This is a genomic window from Pseudomonas sp. EA_15y_Pfl1_P101 (genome assembly GCF_963970835.1).
GTDB classification, from domain to species: Bacteria; Pseudomonadota; Gammaproteobacteria; order Pseudomonadales; family Pseudomonadaceae; genus Aquipseudomonas; species Aquipseudomonas tritici.
The window spans coordinates 453,979-478,852 of record NZ_CAXAPA010000001.1; the positions used below are offsets into that span (position 1 = coordinate 453,979).

General features: G+C 60.0%; 22 protein-coding genes. 8 read left to right on the plus strand and 14 right to left on the minus strand.

Going from position 1 to position 24,874, the window contains the following annotated elements:
• Nucleotide 1: 1 nt before the first annotated feature.
• The 7 genes from AACY36_RS02200 to mreB all read right to left on the minus strand — a co-directional run bounded on the left by AACY36_RS02200 (nucleotide 2) and on the right by mreB (nucleotide 9,716).
• Complete coding sequence (locus tag AACY36_RS02200; RefSeq protein WP_339417490.1) at nucleotides 2-850, minus strand: carbon-nitrogen hydrolase family protein; 849 nt, start codon at nucleotides 848-850, stop codon at nucleotides 2-4.
• 48 nt (nucleotides 851-898) lie between these two features.
• Nucleotides 899-4,714 (minus strand): YhdP family protein, encoded by a 3,816-nt coding sequence (locus AACY36_RS02205; RefSeq protein WP_339496705.1) that lies wholly within the window; start codon nucleotides 4,712-4,714, stop codon nucleotides 899-901.
• Nucleotides 4,715-4,790: 76 nt separating this feature from the next.
• A complete protein-coding gene (gene rng, locus AACY36_RS02210) occupies nucleotides 4,791-6,248 on the minus strand; it encodes a ribonuclease G (protein ID WP_339417487.1) in 1,458 nt (485 codons plus the stop codon).
• Between the two features lie 71 nt (nucleotides 6,249-6,319).
• Nucleotides 6,320-6,916, minus strand: coding sequence for a Maf family protein (locus tag AACY36_RS02215; protein WP_339417485.1), 597 nt, complete (start codon nucleotides 6,914-6,916; stop codon nucleotides 6,320-6,322).
• Between the two features lie 51 nt (nucleotides 6,917-6,967).
• Entirely contained in the window at nucleotides 6,968-7,456 is a 489-nt protein-coding gene (gene mreD / locus AACY36_RS02220; protein WP_339417483.1) for a rod shape-determining protein MreD, read from the minus strand.
• Entirely contained in the window at nucleotides 7,456-8,538 is a 1,083-nt protein-coding gene (gene mreC / locus AACY36_RS02225; protein ID WP_339417600.1) for a rod shape-determining protein MreC, read from the minus strand. The genes mreD and mreC overlap by 1 nt, the downstream gene beginning before the upstream one ends.
• A 140-nt stretch (nucleotides 8,539-8,678) precedes the next feature.
• Complete coding sequence (gene mreB / locus AACY36_RS02230) at nucleotides 8,679-9,716, minus strand: rod shape-determining protein MreB (RefSeq protein ID WP_002555108.1); 1,038 nt, start codon at nucleotides 9,714-9,716, stop codon at nucleotides 8,679-8,681.
• A gap of 210 nt (nucleotides 9,717-9,926) precedes the next feature.
• Here mreB and gatC point away from each other — a divergent pair, with 210 nt between their 5' ends.
• From gatC to AACY36_RS02260, 6 genes are all read left to right on the plus strand, one after another.
• Nucleotides 9,927-10,214 carry an Asp-tRNA(Asn)/Glu-tRNA(Gln) amidotransferase subunit GatC gene (gene gatC, locus AACY36_RS02235; protein ID WP_049709995.1) on the plus strand — a complete coding sequence of 96 codons (288 nt, stop codon included), beginning with the start codon at nucleotides 9,927-9,929 and terminating at the stop codon, nucleotides 10,212-10,214.
• A gap of 16 nt (nucleotides 10,215-10,230) precedes the next feature.
• Entirely contained in the window at nucleotides 10,231-11,682 is a 1,452-nt protein-coding gene (gene gatA / locus AACY36_RS02240; RefSeq protein ID WP_339417481.1) for an Asp-tRNA(Asn)/Glu-tRNA(Gln) amidotransferase subunit GatA, read from the plus strand.
• Between the two features lie 10 nt (nucleotides 11,683-11,692).
• Nucleotides 11,693-13,138, plus strand: coding sequence for an Asp-tRNA(Asn)/Glu-tRNA(Gln) amidotransferase subunit GatB (gene gatB, locus AACY36_RS02245; RefSeq protein WP_339417480.1), 1,446 nt, complete (start codon nucleotides 11,693-11,695; stop codon nucleotides 13,136-13,138).
• Nucleotides 13,139-13,295: 157 nt separating this feature from the next.
• Nucleotides 13,296-13,667, plus strand: a complete 372-nt coding sequence (locus AACY36_RS02250; RefSeq protein ID WP_339417478.1) for a septal ring lytic transglycosylase RlpA family protein — start codon at nucleotides 13,296-13,298, stop codon at nucleotides 13,665-13,667.
• A 58-nt stretch (nucleotides 13,668-13,725) separates the two neighbouring features.
• Complete coding sequence (locus tag AACY36_RS02255) at nucleotides 13,726-14,772, plus strand: calcium/sodium antiporter (RefSeq protein ID WP_339427158.1); 1,047 nt, start codon at nucleotides 13,726-13,728, stop codon at nucleotides 14,770-14,772.
• On the plus strand, nucleotides 14,769-15,152 hold the full coding sequence (locus AACY36_RS02260; protein ID WP_339427159.1) for a carboxymuconolactone decarboxylase family protein: 384 nt from the start codon (nucleotides 14,769-14,771) through the stop codon (nucleotides 15,150-15,152). The genes AACY36_RS02255 and AACY36_RS02260 overlap by 4 nt, the downstream gene beginning before the upstream one ends.
• Nucleotides 15,153-15,203: 51 nt before the next feature.
• On the opposite strand, the gene AACY36_RS02265 is transcribed toward AACY36_RS02260, so the two are convergent.
• The 5 genes from AACY36_RS02265 to kdgD form a co-directional block, all read right to left on the minus strand.
• Nucleotides 15,204-16,145 carry an AEC family transporter gene (locus AACY36_RS02265; RefSeq protein WP_339417473.1) on the minus strand — a complete coding sequence of 314 codons (942 nt, stop codon included), beginning with the start codon at nucleotides 16,143-16,145 and terminating at the stop codon, nucleotides 15,204-15,206.
• A 176-nt stretch (nucleotides 16,146-16,321) separates the two neighbouring features.
• Entirely contained in the window at nucleotides 16,322-17,875 is a 1,554-nt protein-coding gene (garD, locus tag AACY36_RS02270) for a galactarate dehydratase (protein WP_339417472.1), read from the minus strand.
• A gap of 11 nt (nucleotides 17,876-17,886) precedes the next feature.
• A complete protein-coding gene (locus AACY36_RS02275) occupies nucleotides 17,887-19,251 on the minus strand; it encodes an MFS transporter (RefSeq protein WP_339417471.1) in 1,365 nt (454 codons plus the stop codon).
• A 99-nt stretch (nucleotides 19,252-19,350) separates the two neighbouring features.
• Complete coding sequence (locus AACY36_RS02280; RefSeq protein WP_049710003.1) at nucleotides 19,351-20,796, minus strand: aldehyde dehydrogenase family protein; 1,446 nt, start codon at nucleotides 20,794-20,796, stop codon at nucleotides 19,351-19,353.
• A gap of 54 nt (nucleotides 20,797-20,850) precedes the next feature.
• On the minus strand, nucleotides 20,851-21,762 hold the full coding sequence (kdgD, locus tag AACY36_RS02285; RefSeq protein WP_339417470.1) for a 5-dehydro-4-deoxyglucarate dehydratase: 912 nt from the start codon (nucleotides 21,760-21,762) through the stop codon (nucleotides 20,851-20,853).
• Between the two features lie 233 nt (nucleotides 21,763-21,995).
• On the opposite strand from kdgD, the gene AACY36_RS02290 reads away from it, so the two are divergent.
• Both AACY36_RS02290 and AACY36_RS02295 read left to right on the plus strand, forming a co-directional pair.
• Entirely contained in the window at nucleotides 21,996-23,153 is a 1,158-nt protein-coding gene (locus AACY36_RS02290; RefSeq protein ID WP_339427160.1) for a phospholipase, read from the plus strand.
• Between the two features lie 191 nt (nucleotides 23,154-23,344).
• Nucleotides 23,345-23,536, plus strand: coding sequence for a hypothetical protein (locus AACY36_RS02295; protein ID WP_339417467.1), 192 nt, complete (start codon nucleotides 23,345-23,347; stop codon nucleotides 23,534-23,536).
• Nucleotides 23,537-23,545: 9 nt separating this feature from the next.
• On the opposite strand, the gene AACY36_RS02300 is transcribed toward AACY36_RS02295, so the two are convergent.
• On the minus strand, nucleotides 23,546-24,295 hold the full coding sequence (locus AACY36_RS02300) for a FadR/GntR family transcriptional regulator (RefSeq protein WP_339427161.1): 750 nt from the start codon (nucleotides 24,293-24,295) through the stop codon (nucleotides 23,546-23,548).
• A 158-nt stretch (nucleotides 24,296-24,453) separates the two neighbouring features.
• The gene (locus tag AACY36_RS02305; RefSeq protein ID WP_339417464.1) at nucleotides 24,454-24,873 is read right to left on the minus strand and encodes a ClpXP protease specificity-enhancing factor; all 420 of its coding nucleotides are present in this window, start codon (nucleotides 24,871-24,873) and stop codon (nucleotides 24,454-24,456) included.
• Nucleotide 24,874 lies beyond the last annotated feature (1 nt).

The window sequence follows — 24,874 nt, forward strand, 5'->3', positions numbered from 1 at the left end:
TTCATCGTTCCGAAGCAGGCCGCTGTGCGCCCTGCGAGAAAAAGCGCCGATGGCTGACCACCGGCATACGCGCCCTTATCGACGCCTGTTCACTGCTATCGCGCTCGGCAAGCAACACCGCTTCGCCTCTATCCTGTTGCGTCAGCACGCGCCCCCAAGGGTCGACAATGGCCGCGTGGCCATGGGTTTCCCGTGGTCCCGGGTGTACGCCACCCTGAGCCGCCGCCAGCAGGTAGCACTGGGTCTCGATGGCCCGTGCGCGAACCAGCACGTCCCAATGGGCCGCACCGGTCACTGCCGTAAACGCCGAAGGCGCCGTAATCAATTCAGCCCCCGCCGCGCGCAACTCGCTGTAGAGCTCTGGGAAGCGCAAGTCGTAACACACCGTCAAGCCCAAACGGCCGACGGGCGTATCTGCCACCACCACATTCCCCCCGAAAGCATAGTCGTCGGATTCACGGTAACGACCGCGAGCATCAGCGACATCCACATCGAAAAGGTGCAGCTTGTCGTAACGGGCAACGATTTCGCCGCGATCATCAACCAGCAGTGAGCAGGCGTTGGACTTGGCGTGCGGTTGGTCCTCTGGCGGCAACGGCAAAGTGCCTGCCACTATCCATAAGGTGAGGTCGCGGGCGGTCTGTTTCAACCACGGGAGGATCGGACCTTCGCTCAGCGCCTCGGCGCGGCCGATATCAGCTACATCGCGACGCCCCATGGCGGCGAAGTTTTCCGGCAGCACCGCCAGCTTCGCCCCACCCGCCGCCGCCTGCTCCAGCAAGCGCCGGGCCTGGGCCAGGTTGGCCAGCACATCGCTCTGGCTGACCATTTGAATTACCGCAAAGGACATGGGCCGACACTCCAGAAAAGGCATGCGACCATGCTACTCCACAGGCTCTCAGTTTGGTTTTTCAAATGGTTTGTCGAAGGTGATTTTCGGGTCCTTCCACGGCCCTTCGACCTTGTATTGCACGCTCGCGAAGCGTGCAACACGATCACCAATCAGCTTGTCGATCAGGAACAGCGCGCCACCAATGGCGGGCGCCCCCACGATCAGCGCTGCGATCGGCAGGTTATTGGTAACCGGCAGGGTGACCAGCAGCTTGGCGTCGACACGGTCTGCTACCATGTCCAGGGTGCCGTTGAGCTCCAGGTTGGTAGAAGGCCCGGTCATGGTGATCGGTTCACGGGTTACGAATACACCGTTACTCGCCGCCAACAAACCTTTGACTCGGTCATAGCTCAAGCCCTTGCCGAGCAAGTCCGAGAAGTCCAGACGCAACCGGCGCCCGATGGAGTTGAAGTTCAGCAGGCCGAACACCCGCAGGGCCTGGGCGCCACCCTCCACTTCCACGAACTGACCGTTGCGCAAAGCCGCATCCAAGCTGCCGGAGAAGCGCTTAGGCCCGACATAGGCCGGCGAACCAGGCCAGCGACCATCCACATCCAAGTGAAAATCATGGCTGGTGACGGTGGGAGCATAGCCCCAACCTTTGAGCACATCGGCGATATTCTTACCGTCCAAACGGCCCTTGTACCAACTGCTGCTGTCGCCCGCCGCCCCCTCCCAACCACCGGCCCCCTTGAGCTGCATACCCTTGAGGCCCAGGTCCAGGTCATTGAAGACCAGGCCTTTGGCGGTCGGGCGGATGTTCAGCGACCAGGCGCCCACCAGTTCCGGCCCCTGGAACAGCTGATCAATGGAAATATCCAGCGCCGGAATATCCTTGGGATCGATACTTGCCAAAGGATCCGGCGCGTTTTCGTCCGCCTGCACCGTCGGATCCACCGCCGGCAGTTTCACATAGTGCAGGTTGATCGCAATCGGCGCGCCCTTGGCGTCAGGCAGGTTGACTGTGCCCTTGGCCTGCTGGCTGTCGAGCTGCAAGCCCCAGGCGGCCTGTTTGCGGTTGAGTTGCAGGTTGACCTGATCGAACTGGGTGCCCAGACCGGTGAGTTTGCCGACTTTGAAGTCGGCACTGCTCAGCAGTTGCTTGGCACTCCCCCCCGGGTCATTGCCGGCGTACTGGTTCACCAGCTTTTTCCACGGATCGATGTCCAGTTCCGAGAGCACACCACGAATGCGCAAACCCTGGGCACCCGGCAGCACGGCGCCCCCATCCCCGAGGAACAGTTCACCGCGGCCATCATTGAATCTGTCCGGTGGCGCAGCAAAGGTGAAGCTCGCCAGTTCGCCGTAATCGAACCAATAACGGCGCTCGGCGCCCTGCAAGGTCATGCGAAACACACTGTCACGCCCCTGGTTGGCTGGCATCCCGAACGGAGCGGGCAAATCCACCACCACACCTTTGAGGTTGGAACTGACCATCAGTTGGCTGTCCGCGCCGTCCAGGGTCAATTGCAGTTGGTAGGGAATATCGCCGGACACCGGCAGCGGTTGGCTGACTTTCAACCAGTCCGTCAGCCGCTTGACCGTCACCTGGCCCTTTGCAGCCACGCGGGTGCTGATGCTGCCCGGCTTGCCATCGGCGAAAATCTGCGCGGTGATCGGCCGGTCGAACGCTTGGGCCGTGATGTTCTGGCCACTGAGGCCTTTAGTGCTGTCAAAACGGAAATCACCCTTGAGTTGGGTCAGGTCCAGGGTCGGCTCAGCCAGTTGCAAGCGCGACTTATCGGTTTTGAAGTCCACCACGATTTTTGGATCGGCACCCTTGGTCAACGGAATATCCAGGTCAAGGCTGCCTTGCAAGTCGCCCTCACCCTTCCATCCGGAGAACGTCGATGCGGTGCCAATCGGCGCTTCCTGGAGGATTTTCAGACCATCGCCCAAGCCACCGGCAAAATTACCGGTGAGCAACAGGTGACTGTCCTTGCCCGCAGGTGCGTGAGGGATATTGACGTAGATGTCCTTGACCTTCGTGTCGAGCAACTGGCCTTTGCTGGCCAGGATGCGCACACCGCTTTCCTCGACAAACACTTCACCATTGACCTTGCTCACATGCGGCCAGCCCGGCTGAAAGGCCAGTTCGGCGTCATGCACCTTGAAAAACAGGCTGATATTGCGCGAAGCCGGCAGCGCGTCGTGGTTCAGCGAACCCTGGTACTGGAAGAACCCTTGATCCACCGCGCCCTTGAGAATCGCCGTGCGCAACCATTCATCCAGCGCGGGGCTCAATACCGCCGGCAAGTATTTGGAGGTGAAGCGCCCATCACCCTCGACCATGCCGACGCGCAGGTCCATGTAGTCTTCCTGGCTGTGGTCAAAATGCAGGCGAATCAGGAAGTCAGCAGCCACCTTGCCCTCTTCGCCCAGCACCTTGACATAAGGGGCGATCAGGGTGAAGCCTTCTTTGTCCAGCTTCCACGTCAGGCGCGCATTGGCCTGGATGTAGTGCCACGGCTTGGCAAAGATCGGATCGAGGTGCAGGGAAAAGTCCTTGCTGTCCATGCGCAACTCGCCCTGGCCCAAGTCGCCGCTGATGCTGCCGGAGACGTTACGCGCGGCCGGCGCGCCAGAGTAGGCATCAAAACCAATGCGCTCGAGGTTGGCAGCGAAGCTGAGTTTTTGATCGGTAGTGTCTTGAGGGCGAAAATCCACCAGCACATTACGCAGCATGCCAGTGGCCTTGAGGTGCTCTACAGTCTTGGCGAACCCTTCCGGCAGCGGTGCCAGGGCGTTGAGCAGTGGCGTGATTGGCGTCAGGTCAAGGCGGTCGGCCTGCAGCTTCCAGACCTCCTGAGCCTTGTCGGTGGCCTGGGTTTGCTGCAGTTGCACGCGCGACTCCCAGCGTGTTTCCCCCAGGTTCATCGCCAGTGAGTCGAACAGCACCTTGAGACCCGTGTCACTGCGTTGCAGGTAGGCGGTGAGCGCAAGGTTTTCGATATGCACGGGCTTGCGATCGGCGTAGCTGCCCTTGACCTGCGCAGAGTTCAGACGCGCCACCGCACTCTGTACGGTACCGTTGGCCCAGTTCAACCAGAATTCGCCACCGGCCTTGAACTGGGTGAGTTTCCACTGCTGGGTCAGCTTGGCAGGAATCCATTTGGCCCACTCGCTTTGCGGCAGGCTCAGATAGGCCTGGACTTCAGCGTCTTTCCACTGGCTGGCACGAATACGCGTGCGCAGACTCATGGCAAGGGGCTGGCCGTCCGGCAAGGTCAAGCGCGCGTCCAAGCGTTGGCGGGTGATGCCGGTATGCAAGCTGAGGCCGACATACGTCAGGGTCACTGGCGCATGGTCATACGGTTGCAACGTCACCTGGCTGTCGAGCAGCGACACACGCTTGACCAACTGCATGCGCTTGAGCAACTGCTCCGGGTCAAGCGGCTGGTCGTCCTGCAACGGCAGGCCTTGCAGGACCCATTTCCCGTCCTTGTCTTCCTTGGCACTGAGTTGCAGGCCACTGACTTGCAAGTGAGCAATGCGCACTTCGCGGGCCACAACGCTGGCCCAGATGTCCGGTACCACTTCAACCTGGTCCAGGCGCAAGCCACTGTTGCCCTCGCCCACCATCACATCATGGGCCAGCAATACCGGCGCGAAGCCGCTCCAGCGGCCTTCCAAGCTGCCGATGTGCACAGGCATGCCCACCGCGGCCTGGGCCTTGGCCTCGACATCCGCACGGTACTCGGCCACCAGCGGCGTCAATTCACGCCCCAGACTCACATACACCGCTGCCAATACCAGCAGTAAGGCACAAAGCCCAAGGCCCCAACGGGTCAAAGCGGCAAAAAAGCGTATCAGACGCTCCATGTCAGGCGACCCTCGAGGCGGTAGTCGGACAGCAGATCAAGGTCTGCCAGTCTCATAAAAAGAAAACGATTGGGGATCAGAGCAGCACCACGTCGTATTGTTCCTGGGAATACATGGTTTCAACCTGGAAGCGTATCGTGCGCCCGATAAACCCTTCCAGTTCGGCAACGTTGCCGGACTCTTCGTCCAGCAGCCGGTCCACCACTTTTTGGTTGGCTAGCACTCTATAACCTTCGGCCTGGTAGGCACGTGCCTCTCGTAGGATTTCGCGGAAAATCTCGTAGCAAACCGTTTCCGGGGTCTTCAATTTACCGCGTCCCTGGCAGCTGCTGCACGGCTCGCACAGCACCTGTTCAAGGCTTTCGCGGGTGCGCTTGCGGGTCATTTGCACCAGGCCCAACTCGGTAATGCCGATGATGTTGGTCTTGGCGTGATCGCGCTCCAACTGCTTCTCGAGGGTACGCAGCACCTGGCGCCGGTGCTCTTCATCTTCCATGTCGATGAAATCGATGATGATGATCCCGCCCAGGTTGCGCAGGCGCATCTGGCGGGCAATCGCGGTGGCCGCTTCGAGGTTGGTCTTGAAAATGGTTTCTTCAAGGTTGCGATGACCAACAAATGCGCCGGTGTTGACGTCGATGGTGGTCATGGCTTCTGCCGGGTCCACCACCAGGTAGCCGCCGGATTTGAGCGGCACCTTGCGTTCCAGGGCTTTCTGGATTTCGTCTTCGACGCCATACAGGTCGAAGATCGGCCGCTCGCCGGGGTAGTGTTCCAGGCGGTCGGCAATTTCCGGCATCAATTCGGCAACGAATTGCGTGGTGCGCTGGAAAGTTTCCCGCGAGTCGATGCGAATTTTCTCAATCTTGGGGCTGACCAAGTCGCGCAACGTGCGCAGGGCCAGGCCCAAGTCTTCATAAATAACGCTGGGCGCACTGATGGTCTTGATCTGGGCATCGATCTGGTCCCACAGGCGTCGCAGGTAGCGGATGTCCATGAGGATCTCATCGGCACCAGCGCCTTCAGCGGCGGTGCGCAGGATAAACCCACCGGCTTCCTTGATGCCCTCGGCTGCCACGCAGTCGCTGACCACCTTTTTCAGGCGCTCGCGCTCGGCTTCGTCCTCGATCTTCAGGGAAATGCCGACATGCGCGGTACGCGGCATGTACACCAGGTAACGCGACGGAATCGACAGCTGAGTGGTCAGGCGTGCGCCCTTCGAGCCGATGGGGTCCTTGGTGACTTGCACCACCAGGCTCTGCCCTTCATGCACCAGGGCGCTGATACTTTCGACCGCCGGGCCTTCGCGCAGGGAAATCTCGGAGGCATGGATAAACGCAGCTCGGTCCAGGCCGATATCGACAAATGCCGCCTGCATACCCGGCAATACCCGCACTACCTTGCCTTTGTAGATATTGCCGACGATCCCGCGCTTCTGGGTGCGCTCCACGTGCACTTCTTGCAGAACACCGTTCTCTACCACCGCCACGCGCGATTCCATCGGCGTGATATTGATCAGAATCTCTTCACTCATGGCTGGGTCTCGTTCAGGCGTTTTCACAATAGTGACCGGTCACTTAAGGCTGGGTGCGCAAATAAGGGCGTTCAGCGCGCGGTAAGGTTTTGCCAACAGGGTATGCCGAATTGGTCGAGCAGTTGCGCGGTTTCGCACACCGGCAGCCCTACCACGGCGGAATAACTGCCATTGAGGCCGGCGACAAACACCGAACCCAATCCTTGGATAGCATAGCTGCCTGCTTTGTCCTGAGGTTCACCACTGTGCCAGTAGGTTGTAGCCTCCTCGACAGAAATCCCACGAAAAAGTACACGACTGCTGACACATCGGGTTTCGCAGCGCTGGCCGTCGGTAAGGGATATGGCGGTGAGCACTTCGTGTTCACGCCCCGACAGGGCCATCAACATCGCCAAGGCATCGGCCTGGTCCGTGGGTTTGCCGAGGATTAGGCCATCGACGATCACGGCAGTATCGGCCCCCAGCACACAGCCGCCAGCAGGGCGTTCAAGCGTAGCAAAACCCGCCGCTGCCTTGCCCCGCGCTAAACGCTCTACGTAGGAAACAGCAGACTCGTTTGTAAGAGGGGTTTCATCAATCGCGGCGCTGACCACGGTGAAGGGCACACCGATCTGGATCAGCAGTTCACGCCGCCTCGGTGAGCCCGAGGCCAGGTAAAGCGAATTCATTGCAGACTCTCCCTTTAGGGTTCGATAACCAGGCAGAGCCTCGCAATCCATTCAATTGATCTTATAGCGACGACGCAACCCACGCAGGCCGAAACTGATCCATGGCCACAGCAAGGCGCTGACCAGAGCCGGCAATACCAGCGCCAGGGTCGGCTGCCGGTTACCGGTCAAGGCGCTGAGCCACAGTTGAATAAGCTGCGCCAGGCCGAAGATAACCAGGATCACCAGGCACTGCTGCCACATCGGGAACATGCGCAGACGCTGCTGCAACGACAGCACCAGGAAAGTGATCAGGGTCAGGATCAACGCGTTCTGGCCCAGCAAGGTGCCATAGAGCACATCTTCCGCCAGGCCCAGGAACATGGCGGTGACCATACCGACTTTATACGGCAGGTTCAGCGACCAGAAAGCCAGCAGCAGCGCCAACCAGAGCGGGCGCAGGATTTCCATGAACTGTGGCAGCGGCGAAACGCTGAGCAGCAAACCGATGGCGAAAGTCAGCCAGACAATCCAGCCATTTTGCGAATGAGTACCGGCCATTATTCCTCCCTCTGCCGCGTGGTTGCCGGGGCGGTAGCCGCTGGGCGCGTAGCCGGAGCAGCAGATGGTTTGGTCGCGGCCGGTTTAACCGGGTGCGCCACTGGCTTGACGGGCGTGGCCACGGCCGGAGTCACCGCCGGCGTAGCCGGTGCGACAGCGGCAGGCTTAGGCGCGGTGGCCGGAATGATTGGCGCCGTGCCGTTCTTCTGGTCTTCCGCTTCCTGAGCCTGGGCGGCGTCGTTGGCACGCTCTTCCGGGGTGCGATTGTCGCTGAACACCAGCAGCAGGTAGCGACTGCGGTTCAAGGCGGCAGTTGGCACGGCACGCACAATGGCGAACGGCTGACCGGAATCGTGGATCACTTCCTTCACCGTCGCCACCGGATAACCCGCCGGGAAACGCTGACCCAGGCCGGAGCTGACCAACAGGTCGCCTTCCTTGATGTCGGCGGTATCGGCCACATGGCGCAGTTCCAGGCGCTCGGGGTTGCCGGTGCCGCTAGCAATCGCACGCAGGCCGTTGCGGTTGACCTGCACTGGAATGCTGTGGGTGGTGTCCGTCAGCAGCAATACCCGCGAAGTGTAGGGCATCAGCTCAACCACCTGACCCATCAGGCCACGTGCATCAAGCACCGGCTGGCCGAGGACCACACCGTCGCGCTCACCTTTGTTGATGATGATGCGGTGGGTAAAGGGGTTGGGGTCCATGCCGATCAACTCGGCCACTTCGACCTTTTCGTTGACCAGCGCGGAGGAATTGAGCAACTCGCGCAGCCGAACGTTCTGTTCGGTGAGGGCCGCGAGCTTTTGCATGCGCCCCTGCAACAGCAGGTTTTCGGTCTTGAGTTTTTCGTTCTCGGCAACCAGCTCAGTGCGGCTGCCAAATTGGCTGGCCACGCCCTGGTAGAGACGTTGCGGCAGGTCGGTGATCCAGTAAGCCTGCATCAACACCAGCGACATCTGGCTGCGCACGGGCTTAAGCAATGCGAAGCGGGCATCGACCACCATCAGCGCGACCGAAAGCACGACCAGCACCAACAGGCGCACGCCCAATGAGGGGCCTTTGGCGAAAAGCGGTTTAATAGGCCGCTCCTCCCAGACAAATGTTCTCTTTATTCATACGGCATCTAACCGGCCTGGATGCAGATTGAAGAAGATAAACGCCAACAGGCAGCACTGCAAAGTGCTGCCTGCGGGCGAAACATGGGCTTACCAGCAATGACTCATTCGCTGGAGAGCAGGTCCATGGTGTGTTTATCCATCATTTCCAGTGCACGGCCACCGCCACGGGCGACGCAGGTCAGCGGGTCTTCGGCGACGATCACCGGCAAGCCGGTTTCCTGGGCCAGCAGTTTGTCGAGATCGCGCAGCAACGCGCCACCACCGGTCAACACCAAGCCACGCTCGGCGATGTCGGAAGCCAATTCCGGCGGCGATTGCTCCAGGGCGCTCTTCACAGCCTGAACAATGGTGGCCAGGGACTCTTGCAGAGCTTCCAGCACTTCATTGGAGTTCAGAGTGAAAGCACGTGGAACGCCTTCGGCCAGGTTGCGACCGCGAACATCAACTTCGCGCACTTCGCCGCCCGGGTAAGCGGTACCGATTTCCTGCTTGATGCGCTCAGCAGTGGACTCACCAATCAGGCTGCCGTAGTTACGACGCACATAGGTGATGATCGCTTCGTCGAAACGGTCGCCGCCTACACGTACGGATTCGGCATACACCACACCGTTCAGGGAAATCAGGGCGATTTCAGTGGTACCACCACCGATATCCACCACCATCGAACCGCGGGCTTCTTCAACCGGCAGGCCGGCACCGATCGCAGCAGCCATTGGCTCTTCGATCAGGAACACTTCGCGGGCACCGGCGCCGAGGGCCGATTCACGGATGGCACGACGCTCAACCTGGGTGGACTTGCACGGAACGCAGATCAGCACACGAGGGCTGGGCTGCAGGAAACTGTTTTCATGAACCTTGTTGATGAAGTACTGCAGCATCTTCTCGCAGACACTGAAGTCAGCGATCACGCCGTCTTTCATCGGACGAATGGCGGCAATATTGCCGGGTGTGCGGCCGAGCATGCGCTTGGCCTCGGTGCCGACGGCAACGACACTTTTCTGATTACCATGGGTCCGAATGGCCACAACTGATGGCTCATTCAGGACGATACCGCGCTCGCGCACGTAAATAAGGGTGTTGGCAGTGCCCAGGTCAATGGAAAGATCGCTGGAAAACATGCCACGCAGTTTCTTGAACATGGGAAAGGGACCCTAGGCAACGCGTGGGTAAAAAAGTGCGGCAAACTCTAACAACGACAGGGATTTTGGGCAAGGCGCCAATGTGCTAAATTGGCCGACTTTCTGTGCACCAACCCCCACAATCGCGGCCGTAAGACCGTAGAAATGCGGTAGTGTTCCGACAATCTAACACACGGACAGCCTCCGTTCTGTTTTCCACTGGAGATTCCCATGACACTTGAACGCTCCGACGTGGAAAAAATCGCGCATCTGGCCTCGCTTGGCCTTAATGATGCCGATCTTCCACAGACCACCGCAGCCCTGAACAGTATTCTCGGGCTGGTCGACCAAATGCAGGCCGTGAATACCGACGGCATCGAGCCCCTGGCTCATCCACTGGAAGCCAGCCAGCGCCTGCGCGCAGACGTCGTGACCGAGCATAATAATCGCGAGGCTTACCAGTCCATCGCGCCAGCGGTCGAAAACGGCCTGTACCTGGTTCCGAAAGTCATCGACTAAAGGGAAAGAGCCTGCAATGCATCACATGACTCTGGCCGAGATCGCCCGCGGTCTCGCCGACAAAAAGTTTTCTTCCGAAGAGCTGACCAAGACCCTGCTTACGCGTATCGCCGAGCTCGATCCAAAGGTTAACAGCTTCATCAGCCTCACCGAAGAGCTGGCCCTGAGCCAGGCCAAGGCTGCCGACGCACGTCGCGCCAACGGTGAAAATGGTGCGCTGCTGGGCGCACCTATTGCCCACAAGGACTTGTTCTGCACCCAGGGCATTCGCACCAGCTGCGGCTCGAAGATGCTCGACAACTTCAAGGCGCCCTACGACGCCACCGTGGTGTCCAAGCTGGCCGCCGCCGGCGCCGTGACCCTGGGCAAGACCAACATGGACGAATTCGCCATGGGGTCGGCCAACGAGTCGAGCTACTACGGCGCAGTGAAAAACCCCTGGAACCTGGACCACGTGCCCGGCGGTTCCTCCGGTGGTTCGGCTGCCGCAGTGGCTGCGCGCTTCCTGCCCGCCGCCACCGCCACCGATACTGGCGGCTCGATTCGCCAGCCGGCCGCGTTCACCAACCTCACCGGTTTGAAGCCGACGTACGGTCGCGTTTCCCGCTGGGGCATGATCGCCTACGCGTCCAGCCTCGATCAGGGTGGCCCGCTGGCACGCACGGCTGAAGACTGCGCGATTTTGTTACAAGGCATGGCGGGGTTCGATAAGCAGGACTCCACCAGCATCGATGAGCCCGTGCCGGACTACAGCGCCAGCCTGAACACCTCGCTCAAAGGCCTGCGCATCGGCGTGCCAAAGGAATACTTCAGCGCCGGCCTCGACCCGCGTATCGCGGAGCTGGTGCACAACAGCGTCAAGACGCTGGAAGGCCTCGGTGCAGTCATCAAGGAAATCAGCCTGCCGAACAACCAGCACGCGATTCCAGCGTACTACGTGATCGCCCCGGCAGAAGCGTCATCCAACCTGTCGCGCTTCGATGGCGTGCGCTTCGGCTACCGCTGCGAAAACCCGAAAGACCTCACCGACCTTTATAAGCGCTCGCGTGGCGAAGGCTTCGGTGCCGAAGTGCAACGCCGCATCATGGTCGGCGCCTACGCCCTGTCGGCTGGCTACTACGACGCGTACTACCTCAAGGCGCAGAAAATCCGTCGCCTGGTCAAGAACGACTTCATGGCAGCCTTTGAAGACGTCGACGTGATCCTCGGCCCAACCACGCCGAACCCGGCCTGGAAGATCGGCGCCAAGACCGGCGACCCGATCGCCGAGTACCTGGAAGACCTGTACACCATCACCGCCAACCTCGCGGGCTTGCCGGGCTTGTCCATGCCTGCCGGTTTCGTCGATGGCCTGCCGGTGGGCGTACAATTGCTCGCCCCGTATTTCCAGGAAGGCCGCCTGCTCAATGTGGCGCACCAGTACCAGTTGAACACCGACTGGCACACCCGCACCCCTACCGGCTTCTGAGGAGAACACTATGCAATGGGAAGTTGTGATCGGGCTGGAGATTCATACCCAGCTCGCCACCCAATCGAAGATTTTCTCCGGTAGCGCCACCACGTTCGGCTCCGAGCCCAACACCCAGGCCAGCCTGGTAGACCTGGGCATGCCCGGCGTACTGCCGGTGCTGAACCAGGAAGCGGTGCGCATGGCGGTGATGTTCGGCCTGGCGATTGACGCCGAGATCGGCCAGCACAACGTGTTCGCGCGCAAGAACTACTTTTACCCCGACCTGCCCAAGGGCTACCAGATCAGCCAGATGGAGTTGCCGATCGTCGGCAAGGGCCACCTGGACATACCTCTGGAAGACGGCACCATCAAGCGCGTCGGCGTCACCCGCGCCCACCTGGAAGAAGATGCCGGCAAGAGCCTGCACGAAGAATTCCCGGGCGCGACCGGTATCGACCTGAACCGTGCCGGTACGCCATTGCTGGAAATCGTCTCCGAACCGGACATGCGCAGCGCCAAGGAAGCCGTGGCCTACGTCAAGACGATCCACGCGCTGGTGCGCTACCTGGGCATCTGCGACGGCAACATGGCCGAAGGCTCGCTGCGCTGCGACTGCAACGTGTCGATCCGTCCTAAGGGCCAATCCGAGTACGGCACCCGCTGCGAGATCAAGAACGTCAACTCGTTCCGCTTCATCGAGAAGGCGATCAACAGCGAAGTGCGTCGCCAGATCGAACTGATCGAAGACGGCGGCAAGGTCATCCAGCAAACCCGCCTGTACGACCCGAACAAAGACGAAACCCGCGCCATGCGCAGCAAAGAGGAAGCCAACGACTACCGTTACTTCCCCGACCCGGACCTGTTGCCGGTGGTCATCGAGGATTCGTTCCTCAATGACGTGCGCGCCACCCTGCCGGAGCTGCCGCAGCAAAAGCGCGAGCGCTTCCAGGAGCAGTTCGGCCTGTCGGTCTACGATGCCAGCGTTTTGGCCTCCAGCCGCGAACAAGCCAACTACTTTGAAAAAGTCGTGAGCATTGCCGGTGACGCCAAGCTGGCGGCCAACTGGGTGATGGTTGAGCTGGGCAGCCTGCTGAACAAGCAGGGCCTGGAAATCGACGAAGCGCCGGTCTCCGCCGAGCAGCTGGGCGGCATGCTGCTGCGCATCAAGGACAACACCATCTCCGGCAAAATCGCCAAGACCGTGTTTGAAGCCATGGCCAGCGGTGAAGGCAGCGCGGACGAGATCATCGAGAAGCGTGGCCTCAAGCAAGTCACCGACAGCGGCGCGATCTCGGCCGTACTCGATGAAATGCTTGCGGCCAATGCCGAGCAGGTCGAGCAATACCGTGCGGCAGACGAAGCCAAGCGCGGCAAGATGTTCGGCTTCTTTGTGGGCCAGGCGATGAAAGCCTCCAAAGGCAAGGCCAACCCGCAACAGGTGAACGAGTTGCTGAAAAGCAAGCTTGAAGGCTGATAGCGATGAATGGTCCGGGCGCAGATTTCACTTCCAGCCCGGATACCCTGTGGGAGCTGGCTTGCCTGCGATTGCATCACCTCGGTGTTCTTGAGACACCGAGTCGTTTGCATCGCAGGCAAGCCAGCTCCCACATTTGTTATGGGGCATCTTGAAAATGAAGCGTCTACTTGGCCTACTGGCCTTGTTCTCTCTACTGGCCGGTTGCGCCAGCGGCGTCATCAACCCCAACGGCTATGACGAAACCGGCACCGCCTCCTATTACGGCGCCAAACACCACGGCAATAAGACTGCCAGCGGTGAACCCTTCAACCAATACGGCCTGACCGCCGCCCACCGGCGATTACCGTTCGGCACCCAGGTCAAGGTCACCAATCTCGACAACGACAAATCCGTGGTTGTCCGCATCAATGATCGCGGCCCGCACATCCGTGGGCGCTTGATCGATCTTTCACGCAAGGCTGCCGAGCAGTTGGGCATGATCAGCAGCGGTACAGCGCGAGTGCGCGTACAAGCCTTGAGCAACTGACGATGGAGGCCTGGCCATTTTCAGACTAATCGCCCTCTCGCCTTGGAGCCTGCTGGAATTGCTCAGCGGCCTCTTGCTGCTGATCATCGGCGCCGAAATCCTGGTGCGCGCCGCCGTGCGCCTGGCCGCAAGCCTCAAGGTACGGCCGCTGATCATCGGCCTGACGATTGTCGCCTTCGGCAGCAGCGCGCCACAGATGACCGTCAGCCTGCAGGCCACCCTGGCGGGCAATACGGACATCGCCGTGGGCAGCGTAATCGGCAGCAGCATCTTCAACATCCTGGTGACCCTGGGCCTGTCGGCGCTGATCATTCCGCTGCGAGTCTCGCGGCAGCTGGTGCGCCTGGACATCCCGGTGATGATCCTGGCCGGGCTGCTGGTGTTTACCCTGGCGGGCAATGAAGAACTTACCCCAACCGACGGCCTGTTGCTGCTCGTGGCCCTGGCCGCTTACCTCGGCGTTTTGCACTACCAGACCCGTCACTCTCGCCGCCCACGCACGCTGGATACAGTGGCCCGCGCCCCCTGGCTGAGCAGCGTGCTGCAGATGCTCAGCGGGTTGTTGATCCTGGTGCTGGCCGGGCATTTGCTGCTGGGCGCAGCGGTGGATGTGGCGGGCGATCTGGGCCTGTCGGAGCGCGTGATTGGCCTGACGCTGATCGGCGTCGGCACCTCGCTGCCGTGCCTGGCGACGTCGCTGATTGCCGCCCTGCGCGGGCAGCGGGAAATTGCCGTGGGCAACGTGATCGGCAGCAACCTGTTCAACCTGCTTGGCGTCTTGGGCTTGACCGCCGTGCTCGCCCCTTCGCCGCTGTCAGTATCGCCCAACGCTCTGAACTTCGACCTGCCGGTGATGCTGGCTGTCGTGGTCCTGTGCCTGCCGATGTTCTATACCGGCTACCGCCTGACTCGCGCCGAAGGCCTGGTGCTGCTGGGCCTATACCTGGCCTACGGGCTGCACGTGATGGCGTTCACCACCGGTATGCCCCTGGCCAACAAGCTTGAACACCTGATGGTGTTTTATGTCCTGCCAGTGCTGGTGGCTTTTCTGTTGTTCAGCACGCTGCGAGCCTGGCGCCGCCAACACAAGAGGGAATCGCAATGACCGATCAGAAAAAGCCCGGGGTTGAAATGCGTCGCCAGGTCATGGGCGATGTGTTCGTCGACCGCGCCCTGGGCAATGCCACTGAGTTCACCCAGCCGCTGCAGGACTTCGTCAACGAACATGCCTGGGGCAGTGTGTGGAACCGCGAAGGGTTATCGCTGAAAACCCGCAGCCTGATCACCCTCGCCGCCCTGACCGCGCTGAAGTGCCCGCAGGAACTCAAGGGCCACGTGCGGGGCGCACTGAATAATGGTTGCACGGTGGAAGAGATCCGCGAGGCGCTGCTGCATTGCGCGGTGTATGCCGGTGTGCCGGCGGCGATTGATGCGTTTCGGGCGGCGCAGGAAGTGATTGAGGCGTATCAGGCCGATAAGCATTGACTGTCAGATAGCGGGCTTGCCTGCGATTGGCCCTGAACCACACCACCGATCTCAGATCCAACCACCGGCCTGCAACACAAAGATCCCGATATTCGTAGTCACCGCCGCTATCAGCGTGGTGATTACGATAATCGCCGCCGCCAATTCATGGTTACCGTCAGCTGCCCTCGCCATCACGAAGCTTGCAGCGGCAGTCGGTGCGCCGAAGTACAGGAACAGAATCCCCAACTCTGGCCCTCGGAAGCCAAGCCACCATGCCCCCAGCGTGGCGACGACCGGGAGCCAGACCATTTTCATCAAGCTCGCGCTCAACGCCATGTTGCCGCTCTTGCGCAGCGCCGCCAGGGACAACGTGCCGCCAATGCAGATCAACGCCAGTGGCAACGTAGTGTCTGCCAGGTACTGCAGGGATTTTTCCAGCCAGCCCGGCAGGCCGATCTGAAAATAGGCGAACGGCGCAGCCACGATCACACTGATGATCAGCGGGTTGGCCGCCACACTTTTGAAGATGCTCCATGGGTCGGACTTGATCACCGGGCTGTACACCGCCAGCACAATGGTCGACAGCGTGTTGTAGAACAGGATCACCAGCGCCGCGAGGATCGCACCGAGGGAGATGCCGTAGTCGCCGTACATACTGGCCGCCAGCGCCAGGCCGATCACCCCGTTGTTGCCGCGAAACGCGCCTTGGGTGTAGATGCCTCGGTCTTCACGCTTGCATCTAAAGATCGCCCAGCCCCAAGCCAGGGCAAAGCTGAGCAAGGTGGCGACGGAAAAGTAAATCAGCAAGCCCGGCTTGAGCGCCGAATGCAGGTCGGCATGCAGGATGCCGAGGAACAGCAACGCCGGCATGGTGACGTTGAACACCAGGGATGAAGCCGTGTGGATAAAGTTGTCGTTGATCCAGTTGATGCGCTTGAGCAGCACACCGAGGAATAGCATGGTAAACACCGGCGCGGTGATGGTGAGGGTGGTGAGGAAAATTGCCAGCATGCCGGGGAGAACCTTGGTGAGCGTCGTTAGGTGGCTAATGATAAGCCAGTGTGGGCCGCTTCGTCTGGTCTACCGCTTTCGCGAGCAAGCCCGCTCCCACATTTTGACCGCATTCCTCCAGCATGAGCGCGGTCGAATGTGGGAGCGGGCTTGCTCGCGAAGCTGGCGACTCGGTCTCAAGTAATAGGCGCAGGGTTAAACAAGGTGATGTCGTTATGCAGCTTGTGATGCTCGGCCCACGTCTGCTTTTTGCCGCTGGCCACATCCAGGTAGAAGTGAAACAACTCCCAACCCAACTCCTCGATGCTCGCGCGCCCAGTAGCAATACGCCCGGCGTCGATATCGATGAGGTCGGGCCAGCGCTGCGCCAGCTCCGTACGGGTCGACACCTTCACCACTGGCGCCATCGCCAGCCCATAAGGCGTGCCACGCCCGGTGGTGAACACATGCAGGTTCATCCCCGCCGCCAGTTGCAAGGTACCGCACACAAAGTCACTGGCCGGCGTGGCGCAAAAGATCAGGCCCTTGCCCTTGAAACGCTCGCCCGGGCCCAGCACACCATTAATTGCGCTGCTGCCGGATTTGACGATAGAGCCCAAGGACTTCTCGACGATGTTCGACAAGCCGCCCTTCTTGTTGCCCGGCGTGGTGTTGGCACTGCGATCCGCTTCGCCCTTGGCCAGGTAACGGTCGTACCAGTCCATTTCCCTGACCAGTTCCTGGGCAACTTCCTTGCTCTCTGCACGCGAAGTCAGCAGGTAGATGGCATCACGGACTTCAGTGACTTCGGAAAACATCACCGTCGCCCCCGCCCGCAACAGCAAATCCGAGGCGTAGCCCAGTGCCGGGTTGGCGGTGATGCCGGAAAATGCATCGCTGCCACCACACTGCATGCCCAGGATCAGCTCGGACGCCGGCACGGTTTCCCGGCGACGCTGGTCGAGTTTCTTCAAGCGCGTCTCGGCCAGCGCCATGATCTGCTCGATCATCTCGGTGAAACCGTGGCTGGAGTCCTGCAGCCGATACAGCCACGGCTCGCTGAGGTCAACGGAGCTGTCGTTATCGTGCATCACCTGCCCGGCCTGCAATTTCTCACAGCCCAGACTGATCACGAGTGCTTCGCCCCCCAGGTTCGGGTTGCGCGCCAGGTTGCGCACGGTACGGATCGGGATGTAGGCATCCGTCGCCGTGATCGCCACCCCGCAGCCGTAGCTGTGGGTCAGCGCCACTACGTCGTCGACATGTGGGTACCTGGGCAGCAACTCATCCTTGATGCGCTTGACCGCATGGTCCAGCACCCCGGTGACACACTGCACCGTAGTGGTGATGCCGAGGATATTGCGCGTGCCCACGGTGCCGTCGGCATTGCGGTATCCCTCGAACGTAAACCCTTCCAGCGGCGCCTGGGTCTCAGGCACCTCGGTGGACAGCGGCAAGCTGTCCAGCGGCGGCGCGGTCGGCATGCGCAGTTGATCTTCCTGCACCCAACTGCCGCGCGGAATCGGCGCCAAGGCGTAACCGATGGTCTGGCCGTAGCGAATTATCTGACCGCCTTCAGGGATATCTTCCAAGGTCACCTTGTGGCTCTGGGGGATGAAATCCACGGTCACCAGGCCATCCGGAAACTCCGTCCCGGCCGGTACACCCTGGTCATTGACCACGATCACCACGTTGTCGCGCTCGTGCAAACGAATCGAGCGCGGCGAGTCGGCATGTTCAATCAACTGCATTACATCGCCCCTCAGGAATGCGCTTCGGTAAGGTTGGTCAGCTCTGGGCCTTTGGCTGGTGGCTCTTTGAGTACCACACGCTTGATCGGACCGACGATGACCAGGTAGCTGAATACCGCCACCAGCGCGTTGGCGCCGACGAACACCAGGGCCCACTTGAACGAACCGGTGGTGGCGATGATGTAACCGATGACAATCGGGGTGGTGATCGACGCCAGGTTACCGAAGGTGTTGAACAAGCCGCCACTGAGGCCGGCGATTTGTTTCGGCGAAGTGTCGGACACTACCGCCCAACCCAGTGCGCCAACGCCTTTGCCGAAGAAGGCCAACGCCATGAAGCCCACGACCATCCACTCAACGTCAACGTAGTTACACGCGATGATACTGCTGGAGACCAACAGGCCGGCAATGATCGGCGCTTTGCGCGCGAACGTCAGGGAATGGCCCTTGCGCAGCAGGTAGTCGGAAATCACCCCACCGAGCACGCCACCGATAAACCCGCAGATCGCTGGCAACGAGGCGATGAAACCCGCCTTGAGGATGGTCATGCCACGGTCCTGCACCAGGTACACCGGGAACCACGTCAGGAAGAAATAAGTGATGCCGTTGATGCAGTACTGGCCCAAGTAGACGCCGAGCATCATGCGGTTGGTCAGCAGCTGGCGGATGTAATCCCACTTCGGACCGTCAGTTTTCTTGCCCTTGCCTTTGTCCTGATCCATATCGACCATCGCGCCGTTGGCGGCGATGTGATTGAGCTCTGCTTCGTTGATCAGCGGGTGCTGGCGCGGGCTGTGGATAACTTTCAGCCAGATCAGCGAGAAGGTAATGCCGATCACGCCCATCACGATAAACACGTGCTGCCAGCCAAAGCGGTAGACGATCCAGCCCATCAGTGGCGCGAACAACACAGTGGCAAAGTACTGCGCCGAGTTGAAGATCGCCGAGGCGGTACCGCGCTCAGCGGTAGGGAACCACGCTGCCACGATACGTGCGTTACCGGGGAAGGATGGCGCTTCGGCCAGGCCCACCATGAAGCGCAGCATAAACAGCGCAACAACGGCGGTGGAGACGCCGAACTCACCGACATAGCCTTGCAGCACGGTGAACAGTGACCAGGTGAAGATGCTCAGGGCATAGACTTTTTTCGAGCCGAAACGGTCCAGCAGCCAGCCGCCGGGGATTTGCCCGGCCACGTAGGCCCAACCGAATGCGGAGAAGATGTAACCGAGGGTGACCGCGTCGATACCGAGGTCTTTTTGCAGGCTGGAGCCTGCGATGGCGATGGTGGCCCGGTCGGCGTAGTTGATCGTTGTCACCAGAAACAGCATGAGCAGGATCAAATAGCGGACGTGGGTCGGCTTGGTCGCTTGCATGTAGAAGTACTCCCACTAATTATTTTTTTTGCGGGTAATGGTTTTCTGTTTTTTTGTTGGGGGAGCCAGCAGGCATCTGGCCCCCACCTGGTGTCGCTGTTACGAACCGATGTAGCTGGTCTTCACCACGGTGTAGAACTCTTGTGCATAGCGACCTTGCTCACGCGAACCATAGGATGAGCCCTTACGGCCACCGAATGGAACGTGATAATCCACACCCGCAGTTGGCAGGTTGACCATCACCATCCCGGCCTGGGAGTGGCGTTTGAAGTGGTTGGCGTACTTCAGCGAAGTAGTGGCAATGCCCGCCGACAAACCGAACTCGGTGTCGTTGGCCATGGCCAGCGCCGCTTCGTAGTCCGCCACGCGCACAACGTTGGCGACTGGGCCAAAGATTTCTTCACGGCTGATGCGCATGGCGGCTTCGCTGTCGGCAAACAGCGTCGGCGCCAGGTAGTAGCCTTCGGTATCACAGGTCACCAGGCCGCCACCGCTGACCAGCCGCGCACCTTCGCTTTGGCCGATGTCGATGTACTTGAGGTCCTGGTCCAACTGGGCCTGGGAAACGACCGGGCCGATATCGGTGCCGCTTTTCAAGGCGTGGCCGACTTTGATCGACTTCATGCGCTCAGCCATGGCCGCGACGAACTGGTCGTGAATACCGGCGGTGACGATCAAGCGGCTGGAGGCGGTGCAACGCTGGCCGGTGGAGTAGAACGCGCTCTGTACTGAGAGCTCGACGGCCTGCTTGAGGTCGGCGTCGTCGAGGATGATCTGCGGGTTCTTGCCGCCCATTTCCAGTTGCACTTTGGCCTGGCGCGAGACACAGCTGACAGCGATCTGGCGACCTACACCGACAGAACCGGTGAAGCTGATGCCATCGACTTTCGGGCTGTTGACCAGCACATCGCCCACCACACGACCGCTGCCCATCACCAGGTTGAATACACCGGCAGGGAAACCGGCGCGCGAGATGATTTCGGCCAGGGCCCAGGCGCAACCCGGTACCAGTTCAGCAGGTTTGATCACTACGCAGTTGCCGTAGGCCAGGGCTGGGGCGATCTTCCACGCGGGGATGGCAATCGGGAAGTTCCACGGAGTGATCAGGCCGACCACACCCAAGGCTTCGCGAGTGACCTCAACGTTGACGCCTGGACGTACCGACGGCACGTAGTCACCGGACAAGCGCAGGCATTCGCCGGCGAAGAACTTGAAAATGTTACCGGCACGGGTCACTTCGCCGATGGCCTCGGGGAGTGTCTTGCCTTCTTCCCGAGCCAGCAAGGTGCCGAGCTCTTCGCGGCGCGCGAGGATTTCGCTGCCGACTTTATCCAAGGCATCGTGGCGCGCTTGAATGCCGGAAGTGGACCAGGCCGGGAACGCCGCGCGAGCAGCATCGATGGCGGCGTTGACTTGGGCGACATCAGCCTTGGCGTATTCACCAATGACATCGGACAACTCCGACGGGTTGAGGTTGACGCAATAGTCAGCGCCGGCCACCCATTGGCCGTTGATGTAGTTGTCAAAACGTTGGGCTTGGGACACGAATCTTCTCCTGACGCAAAAGGCCGCTGATTGCTCAGCGGCCTTATAGATAGGTTATTGCGGGCCTTGCTTGTCGATCAGCGCGGCCAGGGCTTCGTACTCTTCCGGCAACAGGTCGGTCAGCGGCGTACGCACCGGGCCGGCGTCATAGCCTGCGATTTTTGCACCGGCCTTGACGATACTCACGGCATAACCGGCTTTGCGATTACGGATGTCCAGGTATGGCAGGAAGAAGTCGTCAATGATTTTGCCAACGGTAGCGTGATCTTCGCGGGCAATCGCGTGATAGAAATCCATCGCGGTTTTCGGGATGAAGTTGAACACCGCCGAGGAGTACACCGGCACGCCCAAGGCCTTGTAGGCAGCGGCGTAAACCTCTGCCGTCGGCAGGCCGCCAAGGTAGCTGAAACGGTCACCCAGGCGACGGCGGATCGACACCATCAACTCAATGTCACCCAGGCCGTCTTTGTAGCCGATCAGGTTCGGACAGCGCTCGGCCAGACGTTCCAGCAGCGGTGCGGTCAGGCGGCAGACATTGCGGTTGTAGACCACCACGCCGATCTTGACCGATTTGCACACGGCTTCAACGTGAGCGGCAACGCCGTCCTGGCTGGCTTCGGTGAGGTAGTGCGGCAGCAACAGCAGGCCTTTGGCCCCCAGACGCTCGGCTTCTTGAGCGTACTCGATAGCTTGGCGGGTCGAACCGCCCACGCCGGCGAGGATCGGCACGCTGGTCGCGCAGGTATCAACGGCGGTTTTCACCACCTGGGAATATTCGCTGGCAGCGAGGGAGAAAAACTCACCAGTGCCGCCGGCCGCGAACAAGGCGGTCGCGCCATACGGGGCCAGCCACTCTAAACGCTTGATGTAGCCCGCCTGGTGAAAGTCACCCTGGGCATTGAAATCGGTCACCGGGAAAGAGAGCAGACCGTGGGAGAGGATGGACTTCAGTTCTTGTGGATTCATTATTCGAACACCCTGGGTAAAGACTTTCTGTCGAAAGGTTATTGTTGGTTTTGGTGATGTCGTACGTCATCGTACAACTATAAAAATATTCGTCAACTGCAATTCATCAAACTTCATCCGCAAGGTGTTTAGAGCCGCCTTCTTGACGTAGGAAAAATTTCCTCTAAGCTCGGCAATACTGTATGTGCATACAGTATCAAAGGAAGATTCCTACGACATAGCAAGGAGCTAACATGTCAGGGTTTGAACTCGCGGCACCCGAAAAAAACACGCCTACCCTACGTTTCGAAGGCGGTGAACACACTGCCATTGGCGATGACACCCTGTTGCGCTTCGTCAAGGACGCACCGGCGATCCCCGCGCGCCAAGTCGAACTGCACCTGCCCAACGGCTTGGCGCTCACCTATGGCCAAGTGATCGCCCTGGGCGGCGACTTCTATGGCATCCCCGGCCAGCCCATCAGCGATGGTGCGTCCCCCGCAGAGCGCGTGCAGCGCTTCACTGGCGCTTTCAACTCGCTGGCCGTGCTGCCCGCTTCGCGAGAAGAAGCACACAAGATCCTGGCGGTGATGCAAAAGGAGGTCACTGCGGTCAAACAGGCAATAAAGGACGGCAAGCAGGCTCATCAAGCCTATGACGCCCTGGGCGATACGCTGTCTGAGGAATGGAACCGCATCACTGGCGGTGGCAGCGCTGTTTCGGCGCTTGTCCCGTTGGGCCGCTACCTGAAACTGGCGGCGGACAATGCCGACCACTTCGGCGAATGGGCGCTGTCGGCCTATTTGGCGGGGCATACGGCGGCGCTGCAACAAGCCGTGGTGGCTCACCAAACCGGCACCGACCAGGCCCTGGAACTGGCGTATGCCATGAACAGCTTTGCTGATCACTTTTTGACCGATCTGTTTTCCGCAGGCCACTTGCGGGTTCCGCGCAAGCAGTTGGCGGCCGTGGTAACGCCCGGTGAATTGGGCTCGCTGATCAGCCGTTTCATGCACGATGAAGACAGCACGTTCGGGCTCAAGGTGCGCAATGCCCTAGGAGATCAGTGGCACGCTTATGGGGATAAACGCTACTTCGACGCCATCGACGCGGACAACCGGACGCAGGTAAAACGTGCGGTGCAGGCCTCGGCGGATGAGGTCTTCGACACCTTCATCAGTGGTGTTCCGCCCTCCCCGGCCAACTTCAAGGCACCGCTGCATGTGCCGGACCTGAATGCCGCGCAGAACGCGGCGAATAACTTCTCACCGCTGTTTAAGGTAGAGGGTAAAAAGGTGCTGAGGCGCAAGGATGTGAATGACTTGAACGACAAGCACTGGACGAATGATTGGTGGGGGTGGAGTACGTATTTGTTGTTGAAGGACTACAAGCCGAATAAGCCGCAGCCTTGAGACAAACCTAAATCTTGCTCAAACGGATCAATCTCTAAAAGCCGTTCGTCGCTACTGTCAGTTCTGACAGTAGAGCCTTATTCATTACATCCATAACGTACATTCGACTTCCCGAAAGATCGTTACAGTAAAAGTTTAGGGCACAGAAAATTCGGGGGGCACGTTTCTTCTTATAATTTTAGAGGTGACCCATGTCCAAGAATCTGACAGTTAAAATCGCGCAAAAAGGCAAACCACCACGCCCACTGGATTACGAGCCAGAAATTGGTGATGAGATTTTCAGTACTGTGACTGGCTTACAACAAGTCGTACGCAAGGTTTTTGATGAGGATGCAAGCGAAGTTGTAATCTTCTTAGATCCGTCATCAAATCCATATCCTTAACCTCGGTCCTTACCCCCGCTGCGCCTCCGCCTCTTCATGGGCATGGCGCAGCCGCTCACGACTATTCGTCAAATGCAACCGCATCGCCGCCCGCGCCGCATCTGAATCCCGGCGCGCAATCGCCTCATAAATTTCTTCGTGCTCGCGGCTCAAACGCCCCATGTAATGCTGCTGGTCATCATGCGCCAAGCGCGCAGAATTCAAACGGGTACGCGGAATGATGCTGGTGCCCAGGTGGGTCATGATATCGGTGAAGTAGCGGTTACCGGTCGACAGCGCAATTTCGAGGTGAAACGCAAAATCGGAGGCTACAGCATCGCCGGCATGGGCCGCGCTTTCATTCAGGGCATCGAGCGCCGCACGCATGGCGGCCAGTTGCTCGTCGCTGCGACGCAATGCGGCCAACCCTGCGGACTCCACTTCCAGGCTGATCCGCAATTCCAGAATCGCCAACACATCACGCAGCGTTACCACGGTGGCCGGGTCGATACGGAAGCCGCTTGGGCTCGGCGTATCCAGCACAAACGTGCCGATACCGTGACGGGTCTCGACCTGCCCCGCCGCTTGCAAGCGTGAGATGGCCTCACGCACCACGGTGCGGCTGACCCCATGGGCATCCATGATCGCCGACTCGGTGGGCAGTTTATCGCCACGCTTGAGCTGACCGTCGCGGATCTGCTCGGACAACACCGTGACCAATTCCTGGGCAAGGCTGCGACGCTTGCGGGGAAGACGAGGGGCGGTGGAAGCGTTATCCATGATGATCCATTTTTCTCGGCGAACTTGAACACGCATCATAGCCCATGGCGGTTGTACGATCACTGCCCGGGCACGACTTTCATTGATATCCTGCGCGCAAAAAAATGCCCCGACACAGATCGAGGCATTTTTGAGGCTCACCCGAGGGTGAAAACCGGTTACTTCACGACTTTCAGGCTCGGCCGGCCGCTAGGGCGCGGTGGCTCGGAATCCGGTGGCGGCAGATCGTCGCCATCTTCTGCTTCGATCGTTTCGTCATCCTCGAAAGGCGACTCCAGATCGAACACCATGCCTTGGCCGTTCTCCCGGGCATAAATGCCGAGGATGGCGCCAGTCGGCACGTAAAGCGTATGCGGTACGCCGCCGAAACGCCCTTCAAAGCTCACGGCTTCGTTGTCCATGTGCAGGTGGCGCACGGCACTCGGCGATACGTTCAGCACAATTTGTCCATCACTGGCAAAACCCTCCGGTACCTGAACCGCAGGAAATTCGGAATTGACCAGCATGTGCGGGGTGCAATCGTTGTCCACAATCCACTCATAGAGCGCGCGGACCAAGTAGGGTCGACTGGAGTTCATC

Coding starts and splice junctions, on each gene's coding strand:
- AACY36_RS02200 (WP_339417490.1), bottom strand. CDS start 850: ATGTCCTTTGCGGTAATTCAAATGGTCAGCCAGAGCGATGTGCTGGCC.
- AACY36_RS02205 (WP_339496705.1), bottom strand. CDS start 4,714: ATGGAGCGTCTGATACGCTTTTTTGCCGCTTTGACCCGTTGGGGCCTT.
- rng (WP_339417487.1), bottom strand. CDS start 6,248: ATGAGTGAAGAGATTCTGATCAATATCACGCCGATGGAATCGCGCGTG.
- AACY36_RS02215 (WP_339417485.1), bottom strand. CDS start 6,916: ATGAATTCGCTTTACCTGGCCTCGGGCTCACCGAGGCGGCGTGAACTG.
- mreD (WP_339417483.1), bottom strand. CDS start 7,456: ATGGCCGGTACTCATTCGCAAAATGGCTGGATTGTCTGGCTGACTTTC.
- mreB (WP_002555108.1), bottom strand. CDS start 9,716: ATGTTCAAGAAACTGCGTGGCATGTTTTCCAGCGATCTTTCCATTGAC.
- gatC (WP_049709995.1), top strand. CDS start 9,927: ATGACACTTGAACGCTCCGACGTGGAAAAAATCGCGCATCTGGCCTCG.
- gatA (WP_339417481.1), top strand. CDS start 10,231: ATGCATCACATGACTCTGGCCGAGATCGCCCGCGGTCTCGCCGACAAA.
- gatB (WP_339417480.1), top strand. CDS start 11,693: ATGCAATGGGAAGTTGTGATCGGGCTGGAGATTCATACCCAGCTCGCC.
- AACY36_RS02250 (WP_339417478.1), top strand. CDS start 13,296: ATGAAGCGTCTACTTGGCCTACTGGCCTTGTTCTCTCTACTGGCCGGT.
- AACY36_RS02260 (WP_339427159.1), top strand. CDS start 14,769: ATGACCGATCAGAAAAAGCCCGGGGTTGAAATGCGTCGCCAGGTCATG.
- AACY36_RS02265 (WP_339417473.1), bottom strand. CDS start 16,145: ATGCTGGCAATTTTCCTCACCACCCTCACCATCACCGCGCCGGTGTTT.
- garD (WP_339417472.1), bottom strand. CDS start 17,875: ATGCAGTTGATTGAACATGCCGACTCGCCGCGCTCGATTCGTTTGCAC.
- AACY36_RS02275 (WP_339417471.1), bottom strand. CDS start 19,251: ATGCAAGCGACCAAGCCGACCCACGTCCGCTATTTGATCCTGCTCATG.
- kdgD (WP_339417470.1), bottom strand. CDS start 21,762: ATGAATCCACAAGAACTGAAGTCCATCCTCTCCCACGGTCTGCTCTCT.
- AACY36_RS02290 (WP_339427160.1), top strand. CDS start 21,996: ATGTCAGGGTTTGAACTCGCGGCACCCGAAAAAAACACGCCTACCCTA.
- AACY36_RS02295 (WP_339417467.1), top strand. CDS start 23,345: ATGTCCAAGAATCTGACAGTTAAAATCGCGCAAAAAGGCAAACCACCA.
- AACY36_RS02300 (WP_339427161.1), bottom strand. CDS start 24,295: ATGGATAACGCTTCCACCGCCCCTCGTCTTCCCCGCAAGCGTCGCAGC.
- AACY36_RS02305 (WP_339417464.1), bottom strand. CDS start 24,873: ATGAACTCCAGTCGACCCTACTTGGTCCGCGCGCTCTATGAGTGGATT.